Annotated in this window: 17 protein-coding genes and 2 pseudogenes; 16 read left to right on the top strand and 3 right to left on the bottom strand. The window is 70.4% G+C overall.

What is annotated here, in order from left to right; genetic code table 11:
- Nucleotides 1-41: 41 nt before the first annotated feature.
- Nucleotides 42-1,016, bottom strand: coding sequence for a M15 family metallopeptidase (locus LRS04_RS06155; RefSeq protein WP_257815616.1), 975 nt, complete (start codon nt 1,014-1,016; stop codon nt 42-44).
- Nucleotides 1,017-1,136: 120 nt separating this feature from the next.
- Between LRS04_RS06155 and LRS04_RS06150 the strand changes: the two genes are divergently transcribed.
- From LRS04_RS06150 to LRS04_RS06110, 10 genes and pseudogenes are all read left to right on the top strand, one after another.
- Complete coding sequence (locus LRS04_RS06150) at nt 1,137-2,468, top strand: acyl-CoA dehydrogenase family protein (protein WP_257815615.1); 1,332 nt, start codon at nt 1,137-1,139, stop codon at nt 2,466-2,468.
- 158 nt (nt 2,469-2,626) lie between these two features.
- Complete coding sequence (locus tag LRS04_RS06145; protein ID WP_257818987.1) at nt 2,627-4,354, top strand: class I adenylate-forming enzyme family protein; 1,728 nt, start codon at nt 2,627-2,629, stop codon at nt 4,352-4,354.
- 40 nt (nt 4,355-4,394) lie between these two features.
- Nucleotides 4,395-4,973 carry an NADPH-dependent FMN reductase gene (locus LRS04_RS06140; protein WP_257815614.1) on the top strand — a complete coding sequence of 193 codons (579 nt, stop codon included), beginning with the start codon at nt 4,395-4,397 and terminating at the stop codon, nt 4,971-4,973.
- Nucleotides 4,974-5,023: 50 nt separating this feature from the next.
- Complete coding sequence (locus LRS04_RS06135) at nt 5,024-5,314, top strand: 3,4-dihydroxy-2-butanone-4-phosphate synthase (protein WP_257815613.1); 291 nt, start codon at nt 5,024-5,026, stop codon at nt 5,312-5,314.
- Nucleotides 5,311-5,853 (top strand): annotated as a pseudogene (locus LRS04_RS06130) (3,4-dihydroxy-2-butanone-4-phosphate synthase); the annotation flags it as partial. The gene LRS04_RS06135 and the pseudogene LRS04_RS06130, both read left to right, overlap by 4 nt.
- Nucleotides 5,854-5,974: 121 nt before the next feature.
- Entirely contained in the window at nt 5,975-6,118 is a 144-nt protein-coding gene (locus LRS04_RS06125; protein ID WP_257818985.1) for a hypothetical protein, read from the top strand.
- 177 nt (nt 6,119-6,295) lie between these two features.
- Nucleotides 6,296-7,159, top strand: coding sequence for a M12 family metallo-peptidase (locus LRS04_RS26635; RefSeq protein WP_308238083.1), 864 nt, complete (start codon nt 6,296-6,298; stop codon nt 7,157-7,159).
- Complete coding sequence (locus tag LRS04_RS26630; RefSeq protein WP_308238082.1) at nt 7,110-8,051, top strand: M10 family metallopeptidase C-terminal domain-containing protein; 942 nt, start codon at nt 7,110-7,112, stop codon at nt 8,049-8,051. The genes LRS04_RS26635 and LRS04_RS26630 overlap by 50 nt, the downstream gene beginning before the upstream one ends.
- Before the next feature lie 62 nt (nt 8,052-8,113).
- Nucleotides 8,114-9,796 carry a M10 family metallopeptidase C-terminal domain-containing protein gene (locus LRS04_RS26625; protein ID WP_308238081.1) on the top strand — a complete coding sequence of 561 codons (1,683 nt, stop codon included), beginning with the start codon at nt 8,114-8,116 and terminating at the stop codon, nt 9,794-9,796.
- A 135-nt stretch (nt 9,797-9,931) separates the two neighbouring features.
- Nucleotides 9,932-10,642: a DUF1013 domain-containing protein gene (locus LRS04_RS06110; protein ID WP_257815612.1), complete on the top strand. Its 711-nt coding sequence runs from the start codon at nt 9,932-9,934 to the stop codon at nt 10,640-10,642.
- Nucleotides 10,643-10,798: 156 nt separating this feature from the next.
- Here the strand turns inward: LRS04_RS06110 and LRS04_RS06105 are convergent, their stop codons facing one another.
- Complete coding sequence (locus tag LRS04_RS06105) at nt 10,799-10,972, bottom strand: YdcH family protein (RefSeq protein ID WP_257815611.1); 174 nt, start codon at nt 10,970-10,972, stop codon at nt 10,799-10,801.
- A gap of 129 nt (nt 10,973-11,101) precedes the next feature.
- On the opposite strand from LRS04_RS06105, the pseudogene LRS04_RS06100 reads away from it, so the two are divergent.
- The 3 genes and pseudogenes from LRS04_RS06100 (at nt 11,102) to LRS04_RS06090 (ending at nt 12,378) form a co-directional block, all read left to right on the top strand.
- A pseudogene (locus tag LRS04_RS06100) lies at nt 11,102-11,702 on the top strand (UbiX family flavin prenyltransferase).
- Between the two features lie 3 nt (nt 11,703-11,705).
- On the top strand, nt 11,706-12,152 hold the full coding sequence (locus LRS04_RS06095; RefSeq protein WP_257815610.1) for a TIGR02444 family protein: 447 nt from the start codon (nt 11,706-11,708) through the stop codon (nt 12,150-12,152).
- A 10-nt stretch (nt 12,153-12,162) separates the two neighbouring features.
- Entirely contained in the window at nt 12,163-12,378 is a 216-nt protein-coding gene (locus LRS04_RS06090) for a YdcH family protein (protein WP_257815609.1), read from the top strand.
- A gap of 2 nt (nt 12,379-12,380) precedes the next feature.
- Here LRS04_RS06090 and LRS04_RS06085 read toward each other — a convergent pair whose 3' ends face one another.
- Nucleotides 12,381-13,127 carry a GGDEF domain-containing protein gene (locus LRS04_RS06085; RefSeq protein WP_257815608.1) on the bottom strand — a complete coding sequence of 249 codons (747 nt, stop codon included), beginning with the start codon at nt 13,125-13,127 and terminating at the stop codon, nt 12,381-12,383.
- Nucleotides 13,128-13,274: 147 nt separating this feature from the next.
- Between LRS04_RS06085 and purE the strand changes: the two genes are divergently transcribed.
- From purE to LRS04_RS06070, 3 genes are read left to right on the top strand one after another with little or no spacing between them, the layout of a single operon-like run.
- On the top strand, nt 13,275-13,760 hold the full coding sequence (gene purE / locus LRS04_RS06080) for a 5-(carboxyamino)imidazole ribonucleotide mutase (RefSeq protein WP_257815607.1): 486 nt from the start codon (nt 13,275-13,277) through the stop codon (nt 13,758-13,760).
- A gap of 9 nt (nt 13,761-13,769) precedes the next feature.
- On the top strand, nt 13,770-14,855 hold the full coding sequence (locus LRS04_RS06075; RefSeq protein ID WP_257815606.1) for a 5-(carboxyamino)imidazole ribonucleotide synthase: 1,086 nt from the start codon (nt 13,770-13,772) through the stop codon (nt 14,853-14,855).
- A gap of 3 nt (nt 14,856-14,858) precedes the next feature.
- Nucleotides 14,859-15,440, top strand: coding sequence for a bifunctional 2-polyprenyl-6-hydroxyphenol methylase/3-demethylubiquinol 3-O-methyltransferase UbiG (locus tag LRS04_RS06070; RefSeq protein WP_257815605.1), 582 nt, complete (start codon nt 14,859-14,861; stop codon nt 15,438-15,440).
- The last annotated feature ends 15 nt before the right edge of the window (nt 15,441-15,455 follow it).

The raw sequence follows: 15,455 nt of genomic DNA, 5'->3' as shown, positions 1-15,455 counted from the left end.
CGGGGCATTTGCGCCCGGTGACGGGGCGGGGGCAAGGCCGCCTACCGCGCCAGCTCGCTGAAGCTCACGTTGCCGATGCCGTAGTCGCGCCAGTCCTTGTGGTCGAAGTGCCACCACTCCTGCGGATAGACGGCGAAGCCCTCGGCCTCCATGGCGGCGCGCAGCAGGTCGCGGAGCGCGCGCTGGCGCGACGTGCCGCCGACGAAGTCGGGATAGGAGCGCAGGCTCATCTCGTCGTAGCGGCCGGGCATCTCCACCGCCTTGCCGGTCTTGAGGTCGTAGAGCGTCAGGTCGACGGCCGCGCCCCGGTTGTGGCGCGAGCCCTGGGCCGGATCGGCGACAAAGCCCCGGGCCTCGGGCGGGGTGGCCTCCCAGAACATCCAGGTCACCGACCAGGGCCGGTAGGCGTCGTGGATCATCAGGCCGTAGCCTTCGGCCTTCAGGCGTTGCGCGGCGCGGGCCAGCGCCTCGGCGGCGGGCCGCTGCAAATACGCCTCCGCCCGCTCGTAGAGCGGGACGCCCATGAAGTTGTTGGTGGTCGCATAGCGGATGTCGAGCTTCACGCCCGGCAGGCCGCGCAGGCTGACGAGGTCGGCGGCGCGCTTCGGGGTCTCGGCGGGCGGGGTCGCCGCGGCGGCGCGGGCGCGCAGCGCCTTGGGGTCGGCGCGGACCTTCGACTGGATGGCAGCGGCGGTCTCGGCCCCGAAGTCGCGCTTGGCCACCGGGAGGCCGCCCACCTCGGCGCCCTCGCCGAACAGGATGGCGCGGGGATCGCCCGCGTCGGTGACGTAGAAGTCTCCGGTCACCTGCCGCAGCGGCTGGGCCTTCACCCCCGCGCCGTCGGCCCAGAGCCGGCCGTCCTTCTCATAGACCACCAGCGGCGCGTCCGGCGTCCCGTAGAGGCCGATGTGCTGGCGGATCGCCTTGGGCGGCTCGGGCGGCAGGTCGAAGGCCAGGAGCGCGGTGGGGGCCAGGGCGGCCAGGCCGGCAAGCGCGGCGATGAGGCGTCTCGTCATGCGCCCGAGCTTCCGGCGCGCGGCGCGGCCTGACAAGCGCCGTTGCGCTGACCTTACGTCGGCCTAATAGTGTGGACGTACCGGACCTACGAAAAAGAACCGGCCCGCGGGAGGACCATCATGGCGTGGGATTTCGAGACCGACCCCGACTTCCAGAAGAAGCTCGACTGGATCGAGGACTTCATGCGCGAGGAGGTGGAGCCGCTCTCGCACCTGGGCCTCGCGGTCTATTCCTCGGAAGGGCGCAAGCGGTTCATCAAGCCGCTGCAGCAGAAGGTGAAGGACCAGGGCCTGTGGGCCTGCCACCTGGGCCCCGAACTGGGCGGCCAGGGCTATGGCCAGGTGAAGCTCGCCCTGATGAACGAGAAGCTGGGCCGCAACGGCCTCGCCCCCTCGGTGTTCGGCTGCCAGGCGCCGGACTCGGGCAACGCCGAGATCATCGCCCACTACGGCACCGAGAAGCAGAAGGAGCAGTACCTCTGGCCGCTGCTGAACGGCGACATCCGCTCGGCCTTCTCGATGAGCGAGCCCACCGGCGGCTCCGACCCGCTCACCTTCCGCACGACCGCCGTGCTCGACGGGAACGAGTGGGTGATCAACGGCGAGAAGTGGTTCTCCACCAACGCCAAGCACTCGAAGGTGCTGGTGCTCTATGCGGTCACCGACCCGGACGCGAAGGACCCCTACCGCCGGACCTCGATCTTCCTGGTGCCCACCGACACGCCGGGAGTGGAGATCCTCCGCAACGTCGGCGTCGGCGCCGGCGGCGAGATCGGCGGCGGCAACGAGGGCTATGTCCGCTACAATAATGTGCGCCTGCCCTATGACGCCCTGCTGGGCGAGCGGGGCGCCGCCTTCGTCATCGCCCAGGTGCGGCTGGGCGGCGGGCGCGTGCACCACGCCATGCGCACGGTCGGCGCCTGCAAGAACGCGCTCGACCTGATGTGCCGCCGCGCCGTGTCACGCACCACCCGCGACGGCCGGCTCTCGGACCTGCAAATGGTCCAGGAGCAGATCGCGGACTCGTGGATCCAGCTCGAGATGTTCCGCCTGCTGGTGATGCGCACCGCCTGGCTGATCGACAAGCACAAGGACTACCAGAAGGTCCGCAAGGACATCGCCGCGATCAAGGTGGCCATGCCCAAGGTCTACAACGACATCGCCACCAAGGCGGCGCACCTGCACGGGGCGCTGGGCGTCTCCAACGAGATGCCGTTCATGCATATGGTGACCTCGAGCCTGGTCATGGGCATCGCCGACGGGCCGACCGAGGTCCACAAGGTGACGGTCGCCAAGCAGGTCCTGAAGGACTACGCCCCCGACAACGACCTCTTCCCCAGCTACCACATCCCGAAGCTCCGCGAGGAGGCCGAGAAGCGCTACGCCAAGGAGCTCAAGGAGATCCGGGCGCACTACGCGGGCCGGCGGGAAAAGAACGCCGAACCGGCGTGACGAGATAGGCTAATCACTGTCATCCCGGACGGCCGCGAGGCCGATCCGGGACCCAGGGGCGGTGCGCACGGCTCCCGGGTCCCGGCTCTCCGCCGCGCGCCGGCCGCGATGACAATCGTTATTCTGGAGTGGATTCCGTGCCCGAGACCTGGCCCGTGATGTCGATCGCCGAGGCGCACCGCCTGCTCACCCAACCCGGCTCACGCCTGGAGATCGAGGAGAAGGTGATCCGCGGGATCCCGACCAAGGTCTGGAAGAACGCCCCGCCGACCCTGCGCGACGTGTTCCTGAACGCCCGGGCGTTCAAGGACCGCGAGTTCCTGGTCTACGAGCACGACCGGGCGACCTACGAGGCCTTCGCGCGGGCGACCATCGCGCTCGCCCACCAGCTCCAGGCCGACGGCGTGAAGAAGGGCGACCGGGTGGCGGTGATCATGCGCAACCTGCCGGAATGGCCGGTGGCGTTCTTCGCCGGCATCCTCGCGGGCGCCATCGTCACGCCGCTGAACGCCTGGTGGACCGGCGCCGAGCTCGAGTACGGCCTGGCCGATTCCGGGACCAAGGTCGCCATCGTCGACGACGAGCGGCTGGAGCGGCTGGGCCCGCACCTGGACAACCTGCCGGAGCTCTCCCGCATCTATGTCTCGCGGCTGGCGGCCGAGCCGGTGGACGGGCGCGTCCGCCGGCTGGAGGACGTGATCGGCAAGGTGAACCAGTGGGGCGAGCTGCCCGACCGGCCGCTGCCGGACGTGGACCTCGACCCTGAGGACGACGCCACCATCCTCTACACCTCCGGCACCACGGGGAAGCCGAAGGGGGCGCTAGGCACCCACCGCAACATGACGTCCAACATCGGGGCGGGCGGCATCTCGGCGGCGCGCAACTTCCTGCGGGCCGGCGAGCCCCTGCCGGAGAGCGATCCCCACAAGCTGCCGCAGCGGGTGACCCTGCTGGTCGTGCCGCTCTTCCACGCCACCGGCCTCTCGGCGACGCTCGGGCCCACCATGAACGCCGGCGGCAAGCTGGTCTTCATGCGCAAGTGGGAGGCCGAGCCGGCCATGAAGATCATCGAGGCCGAGAAGGTGAACAGCACGGGCGGCGTGCCGACCATCGCCTGGCAGCTCATCGAGCACCCGGCGCGGGCCAGGTACGACCTCTCCTCGTTGCAGGCCGTCACCTATGGCGGCGCGCCCTCGGCGCCGGAGCTGGTGCGGAAGATCGCCGAGACCTTCCCCGGCTCCCAGCCCGGCAACGGCTGGGGGATGACCGAGACCACGGCGACCTTCACCTCGCATCTCGGCCGCGACTACGAGAACCGGCCGGACAGCGCGGGCCCCGCCGCGCCGGTGGGCGAGATGCAGATCCGCGATCCCGCGGACGGCAGGACCGTGCTGCCGCCGAACGCCGTGGGCGAGCTCTGGGTGAAGGGGCCGCAGGTGGTGAAGGGCTACTGGAACAAGCCGGAAGCGACCGCCGAGACCTTCGTCGACGGCTGGCTGCGCACCGGCGACCTGGCCAGGATCGACGAGGAAGGCTTCCTGTTCATCATCGACCGGGCCAAGGACATGCTGATCCGCGGCGGGGAGAACATCTACTGCGTAGAGGTCGAGAACGTCCTCTACGAGCACCCGGACGTGATGGACGCCGCCATCGTCGGCATCCCGCACAAGACGCTGGGCGAGGAGCCCGGGGCGGTGGTGCACCTGAAGCCCGGCGGCCAGGCGACCGAGCAGGAGCTCAAGGACCTAGTGCGGTCCAAGCTGGCGGCCTTCAAGGCGCCAGTGAAGGTGGTGTTCTGGCCGGAGCCCCTGCCGCGCAACGCCAACGGCAAGATCCTCAAGACCGAGCTGAAGAAGGTGTTCGCCGGCGAAGGCGAGACCGCCTGAGGGGTGGCGCGGCCGCGTTTGCGCGCTTACAGCTTCGGCCATGAGCACCTCCCGCCCCCGGATCGTGGGCCTCGGCGGCACGATCCGACCGGGCTCCACAAGCGAGAAGGCCCTCCTCCGATCGCTGCGCACGGCGGAAGCCGCCGGCGCCGACGTCTGCCTGCTGGGCGGCGAGTTCATGAGCCGGCTGCCGGTGTTCGATCCCAGGCCCGGCGAGGTCACCGACGCCCAGCGTGAGCTGGCCGAGGCGGTGCGCGGCGCCGACGGGATCATCGTGGCGACGCCCGGCTACCACGGCTCCATGTCGGGCATCGTCAAGAACGCCCTCGACACCCTGGAGCTGACCCGCAGCGACCCGCAGCCCTACTTCTCCGGCAAGCCGGTGGGCGTGATCGTCACCGCCGACGGCTGGCAGGCGGCGGGCACGACCTTGATGGCGGTTCGGGCGATCATACATGCGCTCAGGGGTTGGCCGACGCCGTTCGGCGCGGCCCTGAACGCCACCACCGGCCTCTTCGACGAGGCCGGCGAATGCCTGGTCGACAAGGACGCCTGGCAACTCGCCACCGTGGCCGAGCAGGTCATGGACTTCGCGCTTATGAAGGCCGCCTCGCGATGAAACGCCCCTATCTCGTCACCCCGGGTCATGGATCGAAGGAGGAGGACTCCGTGTCGTCCGCCATCAGCCCCATCGAGGACATCATCGAGGACGCCCGCAACGGGCGGCCCTACATCCTGGTCGACGCCGAGGACCGGGAGAACGAGGGCGACGTGATCATCCCGGCGCAGTTCGCCACGCCGGACCAGATCAACTTCATGGCCAAGCACGCGCGCGGCCTGATCTGCCTGTCGATCACCAGCGAGCGCGCCCGCCAGCTCCGCCTGCCGCCCATGGCCACCGACAACCAGTCCGGCCACGGCACCGCCTTCACCGTCTCGATCGAGGCCCGCGAGGGGTGACGACCGGCATCTCGGCCCACGACCGGGCGCATACGGTGGCGGTCGCCATCGACCCGACCAAGGGCGCCGACGACGTGGTCTCGCCGGGCCACGTCTTCCCGCTGGTCGCCAAGGACGGCGGCGTGCTCGTCCGCGCCGGCCACACCGAGGCGGCGGTGGACATCAGCCGAATGGCCGGCCTCAACCCGGCCGGCGTGATCTGCGAGGTGATGAACGACGACGGCTCCATGGCCCGCCTGCCGGACCTCGTCGCCTTCGCCCAGCTCCACGGCCTGAAGATCGGCACGATCGCCGACCTGATCGCCTACCGTCGCCGCACGGAACGCCAGGTGGAGCGCGTCCTGGAGACGCCGTTCGACAGCGCCTTCGGCGGCCGCTTCCGGATGATCGTCTACCGCAACGTGCTGGACCAGACCGAGCACGTGGTGCTGACCACCGGCCGGATCGACCCGGACAAGCCGACGCTCGTGCGGATGCACCGGGTGGACATGGCCGCCGACATGCTGGGCGCCTCCGAGGCCCGCCGCGAATACGTGCCCCGCGCGCTGAAGGCGCTCTCCGAATACGACGGCGCCGGGGTGGCAGTGTTCATCCGCGACTCCAACCCCCCACTGGCTGTCCGAGCGCTACGGCCAGCCGCAGGCCGACCACTCCCACAATGTGCTGCGGGACTACGGCATCGGGGCGCAGATCCTGCTGGACCTCGGGGTCCGCGACATGCGGCTGCTGACCTCCTCGGCCACTGTCCTGCCGGGCTCGGCGGGCTACGGCCTGAAGATCGTCGGGCGCGTGCCGCTCGACTGATCTGCCCCCTCTCCGACGTCGGCGCGGAAGCGGCGGGGCTGAGTCCCGCCGCGCGGGAATTGCGAACGCTGGTCCTCATCCGGGCCTGCGGTGACGCGCCGCGGCTCCTGCCGATTGTCGGCGTTAACCTATTCCTCTAAGGAAAAGAAGGGGATGGGTTGGCGAGAGTAGCTTGCGATGCCCGAAACCCACCTCACCGACCGCCTGTCGTTCAAGCTTGAGCACGGCGCGACGGCGCCCGTCGGCGGCGGGGTCGAAGGCCTCGCCCAGGGCTGCCGCTGCCCGGTCTGCGCCGGTCAGGCGGTGGTGGTCGACGACGCCGATCTCCGGCCGCAGTCCTATCTGAACGCCGACCAGCGCGACGGCGTCGCGACCAACGGCAAGCCCAGCTACTCCATCGACGAGGCCGCCTGGCAGCTTGTGCGCGGCGAGCCCGGCTGGTCGTCTTCGCTCGGCCAGGCCTTCACCGTGAGCTACGCCTTCCGTTCGACAGCCCCGACCCGGATGCCCGACGAAACCGGGGGCTTCTCGCGGTTCAACGCCGCCCAGATCACCCAGGCCGAACTGGCCCTGAAGGGTTGGTCGGACGCGGCCAATATCCGCTTCGTGCGCGTGGGCTCCGGTGTCGAGGGCGAGGCGGCCTATTCGAACAGCGCCGCGATCCTGTTCTCGAACTACAGCTCGGGCGCGGCCGGCGCCTCGGCCTTCGCCATGTTCCCCGGCTCGACCTCGTCGGGCAGTGCGGCCGGCGACGTCTGGATCAACTCGACCATCGGCTACAACGTCGGCCCGACCACCGGGAACTACGGCGGCATGGTGCTGGCCCATGAAATCGGCCACGCGCTCGGCCTCGCCCATCCGGCGGACTACGACGCCAGCGACGGCGGCACGATCACCTATTCGGCGAACGCCACCTATTACGAGGACAGCCGCCAGTACACGGTGATGAGCTACTTCGGGGAGTCCAACACGGGGGGGGAACCTCGGCGGCTTGTACTCGGCTGCGCCCCTGCTCGACGACATCGCCGCCATCCAGCTTGAGTACGGGGCCAACATGGCGACGCGGACGGGCGACACCGTCTACGGCTTCAACGCGACCGCCGACCGGCCCTGGTTCGTGGCGTCCACCTACGGCAAGGTGGTGTTCGCGGTCTGGGACGCCGGCGGCAACGACACCTTCGATTTCTCCGGCTATAGCCAGAACCAGGTCATCGACCTGCGCGAGGGCTTCTTCTCCAACGTCGGCGGCCTGGTCGGCAATGTGGCGGTGGCGAAGGGCGCGGTGATCGAGAACGCCATCGGCGGGACCACCGCCGACAAGATCACCGGCAACGCCGCGGCCAACAGCCTGCTCGGCGGTCCCGGCAACGACACCCTCGACGGCGGCTCCGGCGGCCAGGACTTCCTGCGCGGCGAGGCGGGCAACGACTCGCTGTCCGGCGGCACGGAGTTCGACGACCTGCACGGCAACCAGGGCAACGACACCGTGGCCGGCGGCGCCGGTGACGACTGGGTGGTGGGCGGCCAGGACCAGGACCGCCTGTTCGGCGACGACGGCGCCGACATCGTCTACGGCAACATGGGCGAGGACCAGCTGTGGGGCGGGGCCGGCGCCGACCTGATCCGCGGCGGCCAGGGCGACGACGTCATCTACGGCGAGGCCGGCGACGACTGGCTGTCGGGCGACCGGGGGAACGACACCCTGATCGGCGGGGCGGGCGCTGACATCTTCCACGGCTGGGGCCAGTCGGCGATCGACCGGGTGCTCGACTTCAACGCGGCGGAAGGCGACCGCATCCAGCTCGATCCGGGAACCATCTATTCGGTCCGCCAAGTGGGCGCGGACACGGTGGTGGACATGGGCGGCGGCTACATCACGCTCGTGAACACCCAGCTCTCCTCGCTGACCGGGAACTGGCTCTTCGTGGCCTGATCGGCCGCATTGCGGCGCCTGCCGGACGGGCCTTAGACTGACCGTTCCGGGAGCGCGTGGTGATGTCCGAAGGTCTTGTTTCCGCCGATCCGGCGTCGCCGCCCGGCCTGGTCAACGCCGACCAGCGCGGCGAGGGGATGATCGGCGGCAAGCCGAACTTCTCCATCGACCGCGCCGCCCTGCAGATGACCGGCTTCGATGAGGTCCGGCAGCCGGACGGCACGATCGTGCTGCAGGCGGCGCCCGGCTGGTCGGCGCAGGCGGGGCTGCCCTACACGGTGACCTATGCCTTCCGGGCCACCGCGCCCGCGACGATGCCGGACGACGCCGCGGGCTATCAGCGCTTCAACGCCGCCCAGATGGCCCAGGCCGAGCTCGCCATGCGCGCCTGGTCCGACGCCGCCAACATCACCTTCGTGCGGGTGGGGACCGGAACCGAGGGCGAGGCGGCCTATTCGGACGAGGCCTCGATCCTGCTCGCCAACTACCGCTCGGGCGTCGACGGCGCCTCGGCCTTCGCCTACTACCCGGGCAACCCGGCCTTCTCGGCCCGATCGGGCGACGTCTGGGTGAATTCCACCATCAGCTACAACGCCAATCCGACGGCCCTGAACCGCGGCGGCTACGTCCTGGTCCACGAGATCGGCCACGCCATCGGCATGGCGCATCCCGGCGACTACGACGCGGGGGACGAGGGCGGGCCCATCACCTACGAGAAGGACGCCGAGTACTACCAGGACTCGAGCCAGTACACGGTGATGAGCTACTTCCGGGAGACCAACACCGGGGCGGACTATTCGGGACGGTATCCGGCGGTCCCGATGCTCGACGACATCGCCGCCATCCAGGTCGAGTACGGGGCCAACATGACCACCCGCACCGGGGACACGGTCTATGGCTTCAATTCGACGGCCGACCGGCCCTGGTTCGAGGCGACTTCCCCGACCACCCGGCTGATCTTCGCGGTCTGGGACGCCGGGGGCACGGACACCTTCGACTTTTCCGGCTTCTACCAGGACCAGGTGATCGACCTCAGGGAAGGCTTCTTCTCCAATGCCGGGGGCGCGATCGGCAATGTGGCGGTGGCCAAGGGGGCGGTGATCGAGAACGCCATCGGCGGCTCCGGACCCGACCAGATCAACGGCAACGCCCAGGCCAACGCCCTCTATGGCGGCGCCAGCGCCGATACGATCCAGGGCTTCTCCGGCCAGGACTACCTGCGCGGCGACGACGGGGCGGACTCGATCTCCGGCGGCGCGGACTTCGACGACATCAACGGCAACATGGGCGACGACACCGCCGCCGGGGGCGCCGGCGACGACTGGGTGGTGGGCGGCAAGGACCAGGACCGGCTGTTCGGCGACGAGGGCGGCGACATCGTCTACGGCAACCTCGGCGACGACGCGCTGTTCGGCGGGGCCGGCGCCGACCTGATGCGTGGCGGCCAGGGGAACGACGTCCTGGAGGGCGGCGAGGGCGACGACTGGCTCTCGGGCGATCGCGGCGACGACACCATCACCGGCGGGGCCGGGGCGGACATCTTCCACGGTTCGCAGGACGCCGGCCTCGACCGCATCCTCGACTTCGCCTACGCGGCGGGCGACCGGGTGGTGCTGGACCCGGGAACGGCGTTCAACCTGCTGCAGCAGGGGGCCGACGCGGTGCTCGATTTCGGGGCCGGCCACCGCATGGTGCTGGTCGGGGTGCAGCTCACCGACCTGGGCGGCGACTGGCTGCTGGCCTGAGTCTCCACGCGCCCCGCGGATTTCCGTTTTCTCAGGCCCGGAACCGGCCTATATGGGAACCCTCACCGCCCGGCCGAAAGGCCGGGCGCCTTCATTTCCGGACGACCATTTCCGGACGATCCGCAGGACGTGATTATGACCGAAATCCTGATGCCGAAGGCGACCGCCGTCTGGCTGGTGGACAACACCTCCCTGACCTTCGACCAGATCGCCGACTTCTGCGGCCTGCACCCGCTCGAGGTGAAGGGGATCGCCGACGGCGAGGTGGCGCGCGACATCCGCGGCGCCGACCCGATCGCCAACGGCCAGCTGTCGCGCGACGAGCTCGACCGCGCCGAGAAGAACGACAAGTACCGCATGGTCGCCCAGAAGAGCCGCCACGCGGAGCTCCTGAAGCCGGTGAAGAAGGCCCCGCGCTACACGCCCGTGTCGCGCCGCCAGGACCGCCCGGACGCCATCGCCTGGTTCGTGCGCAACCACCCGGAAGTGCCGGACAGCCAGGTCGCCCGCCTGCTGGGCACCACCAAGGCCACCATCGAGCAGGTGCGCAACCGTCAGCACTGGAACTCGGCCAACATCAAGCCGGTGGATCCGGTGACGCTGGGCCTCGCCAGCCAGCTGGAGCTGGACGCCGTGGTGAAGAAGGCCGCCGAGAAGAAGGCCAAGGACGACGCCCGTCGCGGGATCACCGACCCGGACGGCCCGACCCTGCGCCCGGCCTCCGAGACCGGCGTGATCGAGCCCGAAGCCGAGGTCGAGGACGAGGCGCCGGCCCGGCGTTCGGACCTGACCGCCGCCGACGTCTGGGCGAACCAGGGCGACGCGGACCACGACGACGAGGATTGATCGGGACCATCCCTCCCCTTCGGGGGAGGGCGGACGGCGCACCGCGCCGGGACGGATGGGGGGTTGACGTTCAGGCGCGGCGCCTGGTCCCGACATCCCCACCCGGTCGCGTTTCGCGACGATCCCTCCCCTGGAGGGGAGGGATTGCGTGGCGCCCTAGTGCATCTGCTCGCGCAGGGCTTCCATCTCTTCCTTCAGCTTCAGCTTCTGTCGCTTGAGTTCCTTCAGCTTGAGGTCGTCGGAGGCGGGCCTGCGCAGCTCTTCCTGGATCGCGAGCTCCAGGGACTGGTGGCGAGATCCGAGTTCACGGATCCGGGCTTCCACGGCCATGACGGGTGGTCTCCTCGCTGTTGACAGCCTTGAAGTGAACACCCGCTTTGCGCGCCTGTCAGATCACATATGTTTGCTGGCGGCTCAGCTGCATCCTTGCGGCGTGTTCGGGCGTTGGGGGCCCTTCTCATGACGAGAGTTGAACGGCCAAGGCTGGTGGTCGGCGTCTCCGGCGCCTCGGGGATCGTCTACGGTCTGCGCGCGCTCGACGCCTGCCGCGAGCTGGGCGTCGAGAGCCACCTGGTGGTCTCCAAGGCCGCGGCCCTGACGCTCGCTCAGGAGACCGATCTCTCCGTCGCCGACCTCAACGCGAAGGCCGACGTGGTCCACAAGGTCTCCGACGTGGGCGCGGCCATCGCCTCGGGCTCGTTCCAGACGCTCGGCATGATCGTGGCGCCGTGTTCGGTCCGGACCATGAGCGAGATCGCCACCGGCGTGACCTCGTCGCTGCTGACGCGGGCCGCCGACGTGGTGCTAAAGGAGCGCCGGCCGCTGGTGCTGATGGTCCGCGAGACCCCGCTGCACCTCGGTCACCTGCGCACCATGGTCCGGCTGGCCGAGATGGGGGGCGGTGATCGCCCCGCCGATGCCGGCCTTCTACGCGAAGCCCGCCAGTCTCGAGGCCATGGTCGACCAATCGGTGGGCCGGGCGCTGGACCTCTTCGGCCTGTCATGGAGCCCGGTTAAGCGATGGGGCCGGGACGTGGGTCCCGCGCCGGCGGAGGGCTGAGCCTTGGGGATCTGGGACTGGGCGCTGGAGGCCTACGCTCGCGAGGGCGTGCCCGACGCCTGCCTGGCCCTGCAGGACGAGCACGGCCAGAACACGCCCTATCTGCTCTGGGCCGTGTGGGCCGAGGCGCAGGATCCGGAGCTGCTGCGGACCGCGGCGGACGCCGCCCGCCGCTGGGACGCCCAGGCAGTCTCACCGCTCCGCGCCGTGCGACGAGCGATCAAAGCGCCTTGCCCGCCGGTGGACGACGCGGCGCGCGAGGCGCTGCGCGAGGACGTGAAGGCCGCGGAATTGCGCGCCGAGCGTCTTCTTTTGGAAACCTTGGCCGGGTTATCCCGGGGCGAGCTCGGCGGGGCCCCGGCGCTCACCGCGCTGAAGGCCGCCTCCCGGGCCTGGGGAAGACCCGCGCCCGACGCTGCGCTGGCTGCGCTGGCGGCGGCCTTGGGATAGGTTGAGGGCGATGAACGACGACCAGTTCCAGTCGGAGGAAGTGCTCCAGGCCAGGCTCACGGAGCTGCGCCAGGACCACGCCGACTTCGACGCGGCCATCCAGGCGCTGTCGGCCTCGCCGCTGCCCGACATGATGCTGATCGGCCGCCTGAAGCGGAAGAAACTGGCCCTCAAGGACGAGATCGCCCGCCTCGAGGACATGCTGACCCCGGACATCATCGCCTGAGATCAGTTGCTCCCGTCGGGGGAGGAATCAGAACGGCCGCCCCGCTTGCGCGCGTACATCGCCCCGTCAGCCGCAGCCAGCAGGGCCTCCGGGTCGAGGTCCGGGTCGATGCGGCTGACGCCGAAGGTGAGGCGGGGCTGGGCCTGGCCGCCCTCGAAGCTCACCGGCAGGCGCTCGACCGCCGTGGCCAGCGCCTGGGCCTTGGCCTCGGCGGTCGCGGGCTCGGCCTGCACCAGGATCACCGCGAACTCGTCGCCCCCGAGGCGTCCCACGATGTCGCTCTCGCGGACCTGGGCGGCCAGGCGCTCGGCCACCGCCTTCAGGGCGGCGTCGCCCGCCGCGTGGCCGAAGCGGTCGTTGACCGCCTTCAGCCCGTCGAGGTCGAAATAGACCAGGCTGGCGTCGGCGCCGTAGCGCTGGACGAAGGTCTGGATGCGGGAGAGCTCGCGCACGAAGGCCCGGCGGTTCAGGACCGGGGTGAGCGCGTCGCGGTCGGCCAGGCCCTCGGTCTCGGCGAGCCGCGCCTTCAGGCGGGCGATCTCGGCCCGGAGATCGTCGATCTCGGTGAGCAGGGTCCCCATGGCCGCCTGGACCTGGGGCGTCAGGTCCGCCTCGGTCAGGCCCAGGAAGTCGGTGGCGTCGGAACCGCGCCGGGGCGCGGCGCCGCGCGGCACGCCAGCCGCCTTGCCGCTCGCGGCCGGGCGGCGCTGGGCGGGCAGGGGTTCGTTGCGCGCGCCGAAGATCTTCATCGCGTCCTCCGCCGGGATGGCAGGCCAGAATCGGCAGGACTCACGGGCACTTAAGCGAAAGCCTAAGCCACTCGGTTGCGGGCGCAAGGCCGGCGCCTATACTCCGCCGCCTTCCGGGCCGGGGCCCGCCCAGGGAATCGACGACACATGAGCGCCGCACCGCCCGTCGCCATCATCATGGGCAGCCGGTCCGACTGGCCGGTGCTCAAGCACGCCGCCGCCATGCTGGACGACCTGGGCGTGACGTACGAAGCCAAGGTGGTCTCCGCCCACCGCACCCCTGACCGGATGTACAGCTTCGCCAAGGGCGCCAAGGCCGCGGGCTTCAAGGTGATCATCGCCGGGGCCGGTGGGGCCGCCCACCTTCCGGGGATGACCGCCTCGCTCACCGAGCTGCCGGTGCTGGGCGTGCCGATCGAATCCAAGGCGCTGAAGGGGATGGATAGCCTCCTCTCCATCGTCCAGATGCCCGGCGGCATCCCGGTGGGCACGCTGGCGATCGGCGAGGCCGGCGCCAAGAACGCCGGCCTGATGGCCGCCAAGATCCTGGCGCTGGCGGACGCGCACCTGGCCGGGCGCCTTGCCGACTTCACCGCCCGCCAGACGGACAGCGTCTCCGAGAGCGTCGAGTAAGGACCGCCCATGCCGAGCTTCCCCTTAGCCCCGGGCTCGACCATCGGCATCCTCGGCGGCGGCCAGCTCGGCCGGATGCTGGCGCTCGCCGCCGCCCGGCTGGGCTTCGACGTGGCGATCCTGGAACGCGACGCCGACAGTCCGGCGGGCCGCTCGGCGACCCAGCTCATCGTCGGCGCCTATGACGACGAGGCGGCGCTGGCCAGGCTCGCGGAGCTGACCGACGTGGTCACCTACGAGTTCGAGAACGTGCCTGCGGCCTCGGTGGAATGGCTGGCGTCGAAGGGTGTCGACGTGGCCCCCGGCGCCCGCGCGCTCGCCGTCGCCCAGGACCGGATCAACGAGAAGACCTTCCTGAACGGCCGGGGCGTCGCCACCGTCGCCTTCGCCGCCGCCGACAATCCGGTGTCCGCCGTGGAGGCCGTGGAGCGGATCGGCGCGCCGGCCCTGATGAAGACCCGCCGGGAGGGCTATGACGGCAAGGGCCAGAAGTGGGTCGAGCACGCCGCCGACGCGGCGCGCATCTTCCAGGAGCTGGGCGGGGTTCCGGTGATCGTCGAGGCGCCGGCCGACTTCGTGCGCGAGCTGTCGGTGATCGCCGCCCGCGGCCGGGACGGCGAGATCGCGGTCTATCCCCTGGGCGAGAACCACCACGAGCACGGCATCCTCCGCCGCACCCTCGCGCCCGCCAACGCCTCCCAGAGCCTGGCCGACCAGGCCGAGAAGATCGCCCGCCAGGTCCTGGACGGCCTGGGCTATGTCGGCGTCATCGGCATCGAGCTCTTCGAGTTGAAGGACGGCCGCCTGCTGGTCAACGAGATCGCGCCGCGCGTGCACAACACCGGCCACTGGACCCAGGACGGCTGCGAGGTCGACCAGTTCGAGCAGCACATCCGCGCCGTCGCCGGCTGGCCGCTCGGGCCGACCGCCGCCCGCTCGCGGGTGGAGATGCTGAACCTGCTGGGCGAAGAGGCGCATGGCTGGCGGAAGCTGGCGTCCGAGCCGGACACCCGCATCCACCTCTACGGCAAGCGCGAGGCCAAGCCCGGCCGCAAGATGGGCCACGTGAACCGCGTCCGGCCGCTCGGGAGCTGAGCGGTGAGCATCGGCTTCTACGACGAGAACGCCGAGGACTTCTTCCAGCGCAGCGCCAGCGCCGACATGGCGCCGGCCTACGGCGACTTCCTGAGCCATGTTCCGCCGGGCGGGCGGATTCTCGACGCCGGCTGCGGCTCGGGACGCGACGCGCTGGCCTTCCACCGGCGCGGCTTCCGGGTCACCGCCATGGAGGCCGCCCCGAACCTCGCCGAGCTGGCCCGCGCCCATACCGGCCTGCCCGTGGAGGTCATGACCTTCGCCGACGTCGCCTGGCGGGAGCAGTTCGACGGAGTCTGGGCCTGCGCCTCCCTGCTCCACGTGCCCGCCGCCGACCTGCCGGACGCCGTCGGCCGGCTGCGCGACGCGCTGAAGCGCGGCGGCGTGTTCTGGATGTCCTTCAAATACGGCCGGGCCGAGCGGGACGCGAACGGGCGCCGCTTCACCGACCTCGACGAGGCGGCCGGACGGGCGCTGGTGGTCGAGACGGGCGGCCTGGATCTGCTGTCCGTGAAAATCACCGAGGACGTCCGGCAGGACCGCCCAGGCGAGCGATGGCTAAGCCTGCTTGCGAAGCGAATGTAAGGTTGACCTTACAGC

This window comes from Phenylobacterium sp. J367 (assembly GCF_024699985.1).
Lineage (GTDB): Bacteria > Pseudomonadota > Alphaproteobacteria > Caulobacterales > Caulobacteraceae > Phenylobacterium.
Note: the sequence above shows the minus strand (reverse complement) of the source record. Positions and strands in the feature narration are given on the sequence as shown.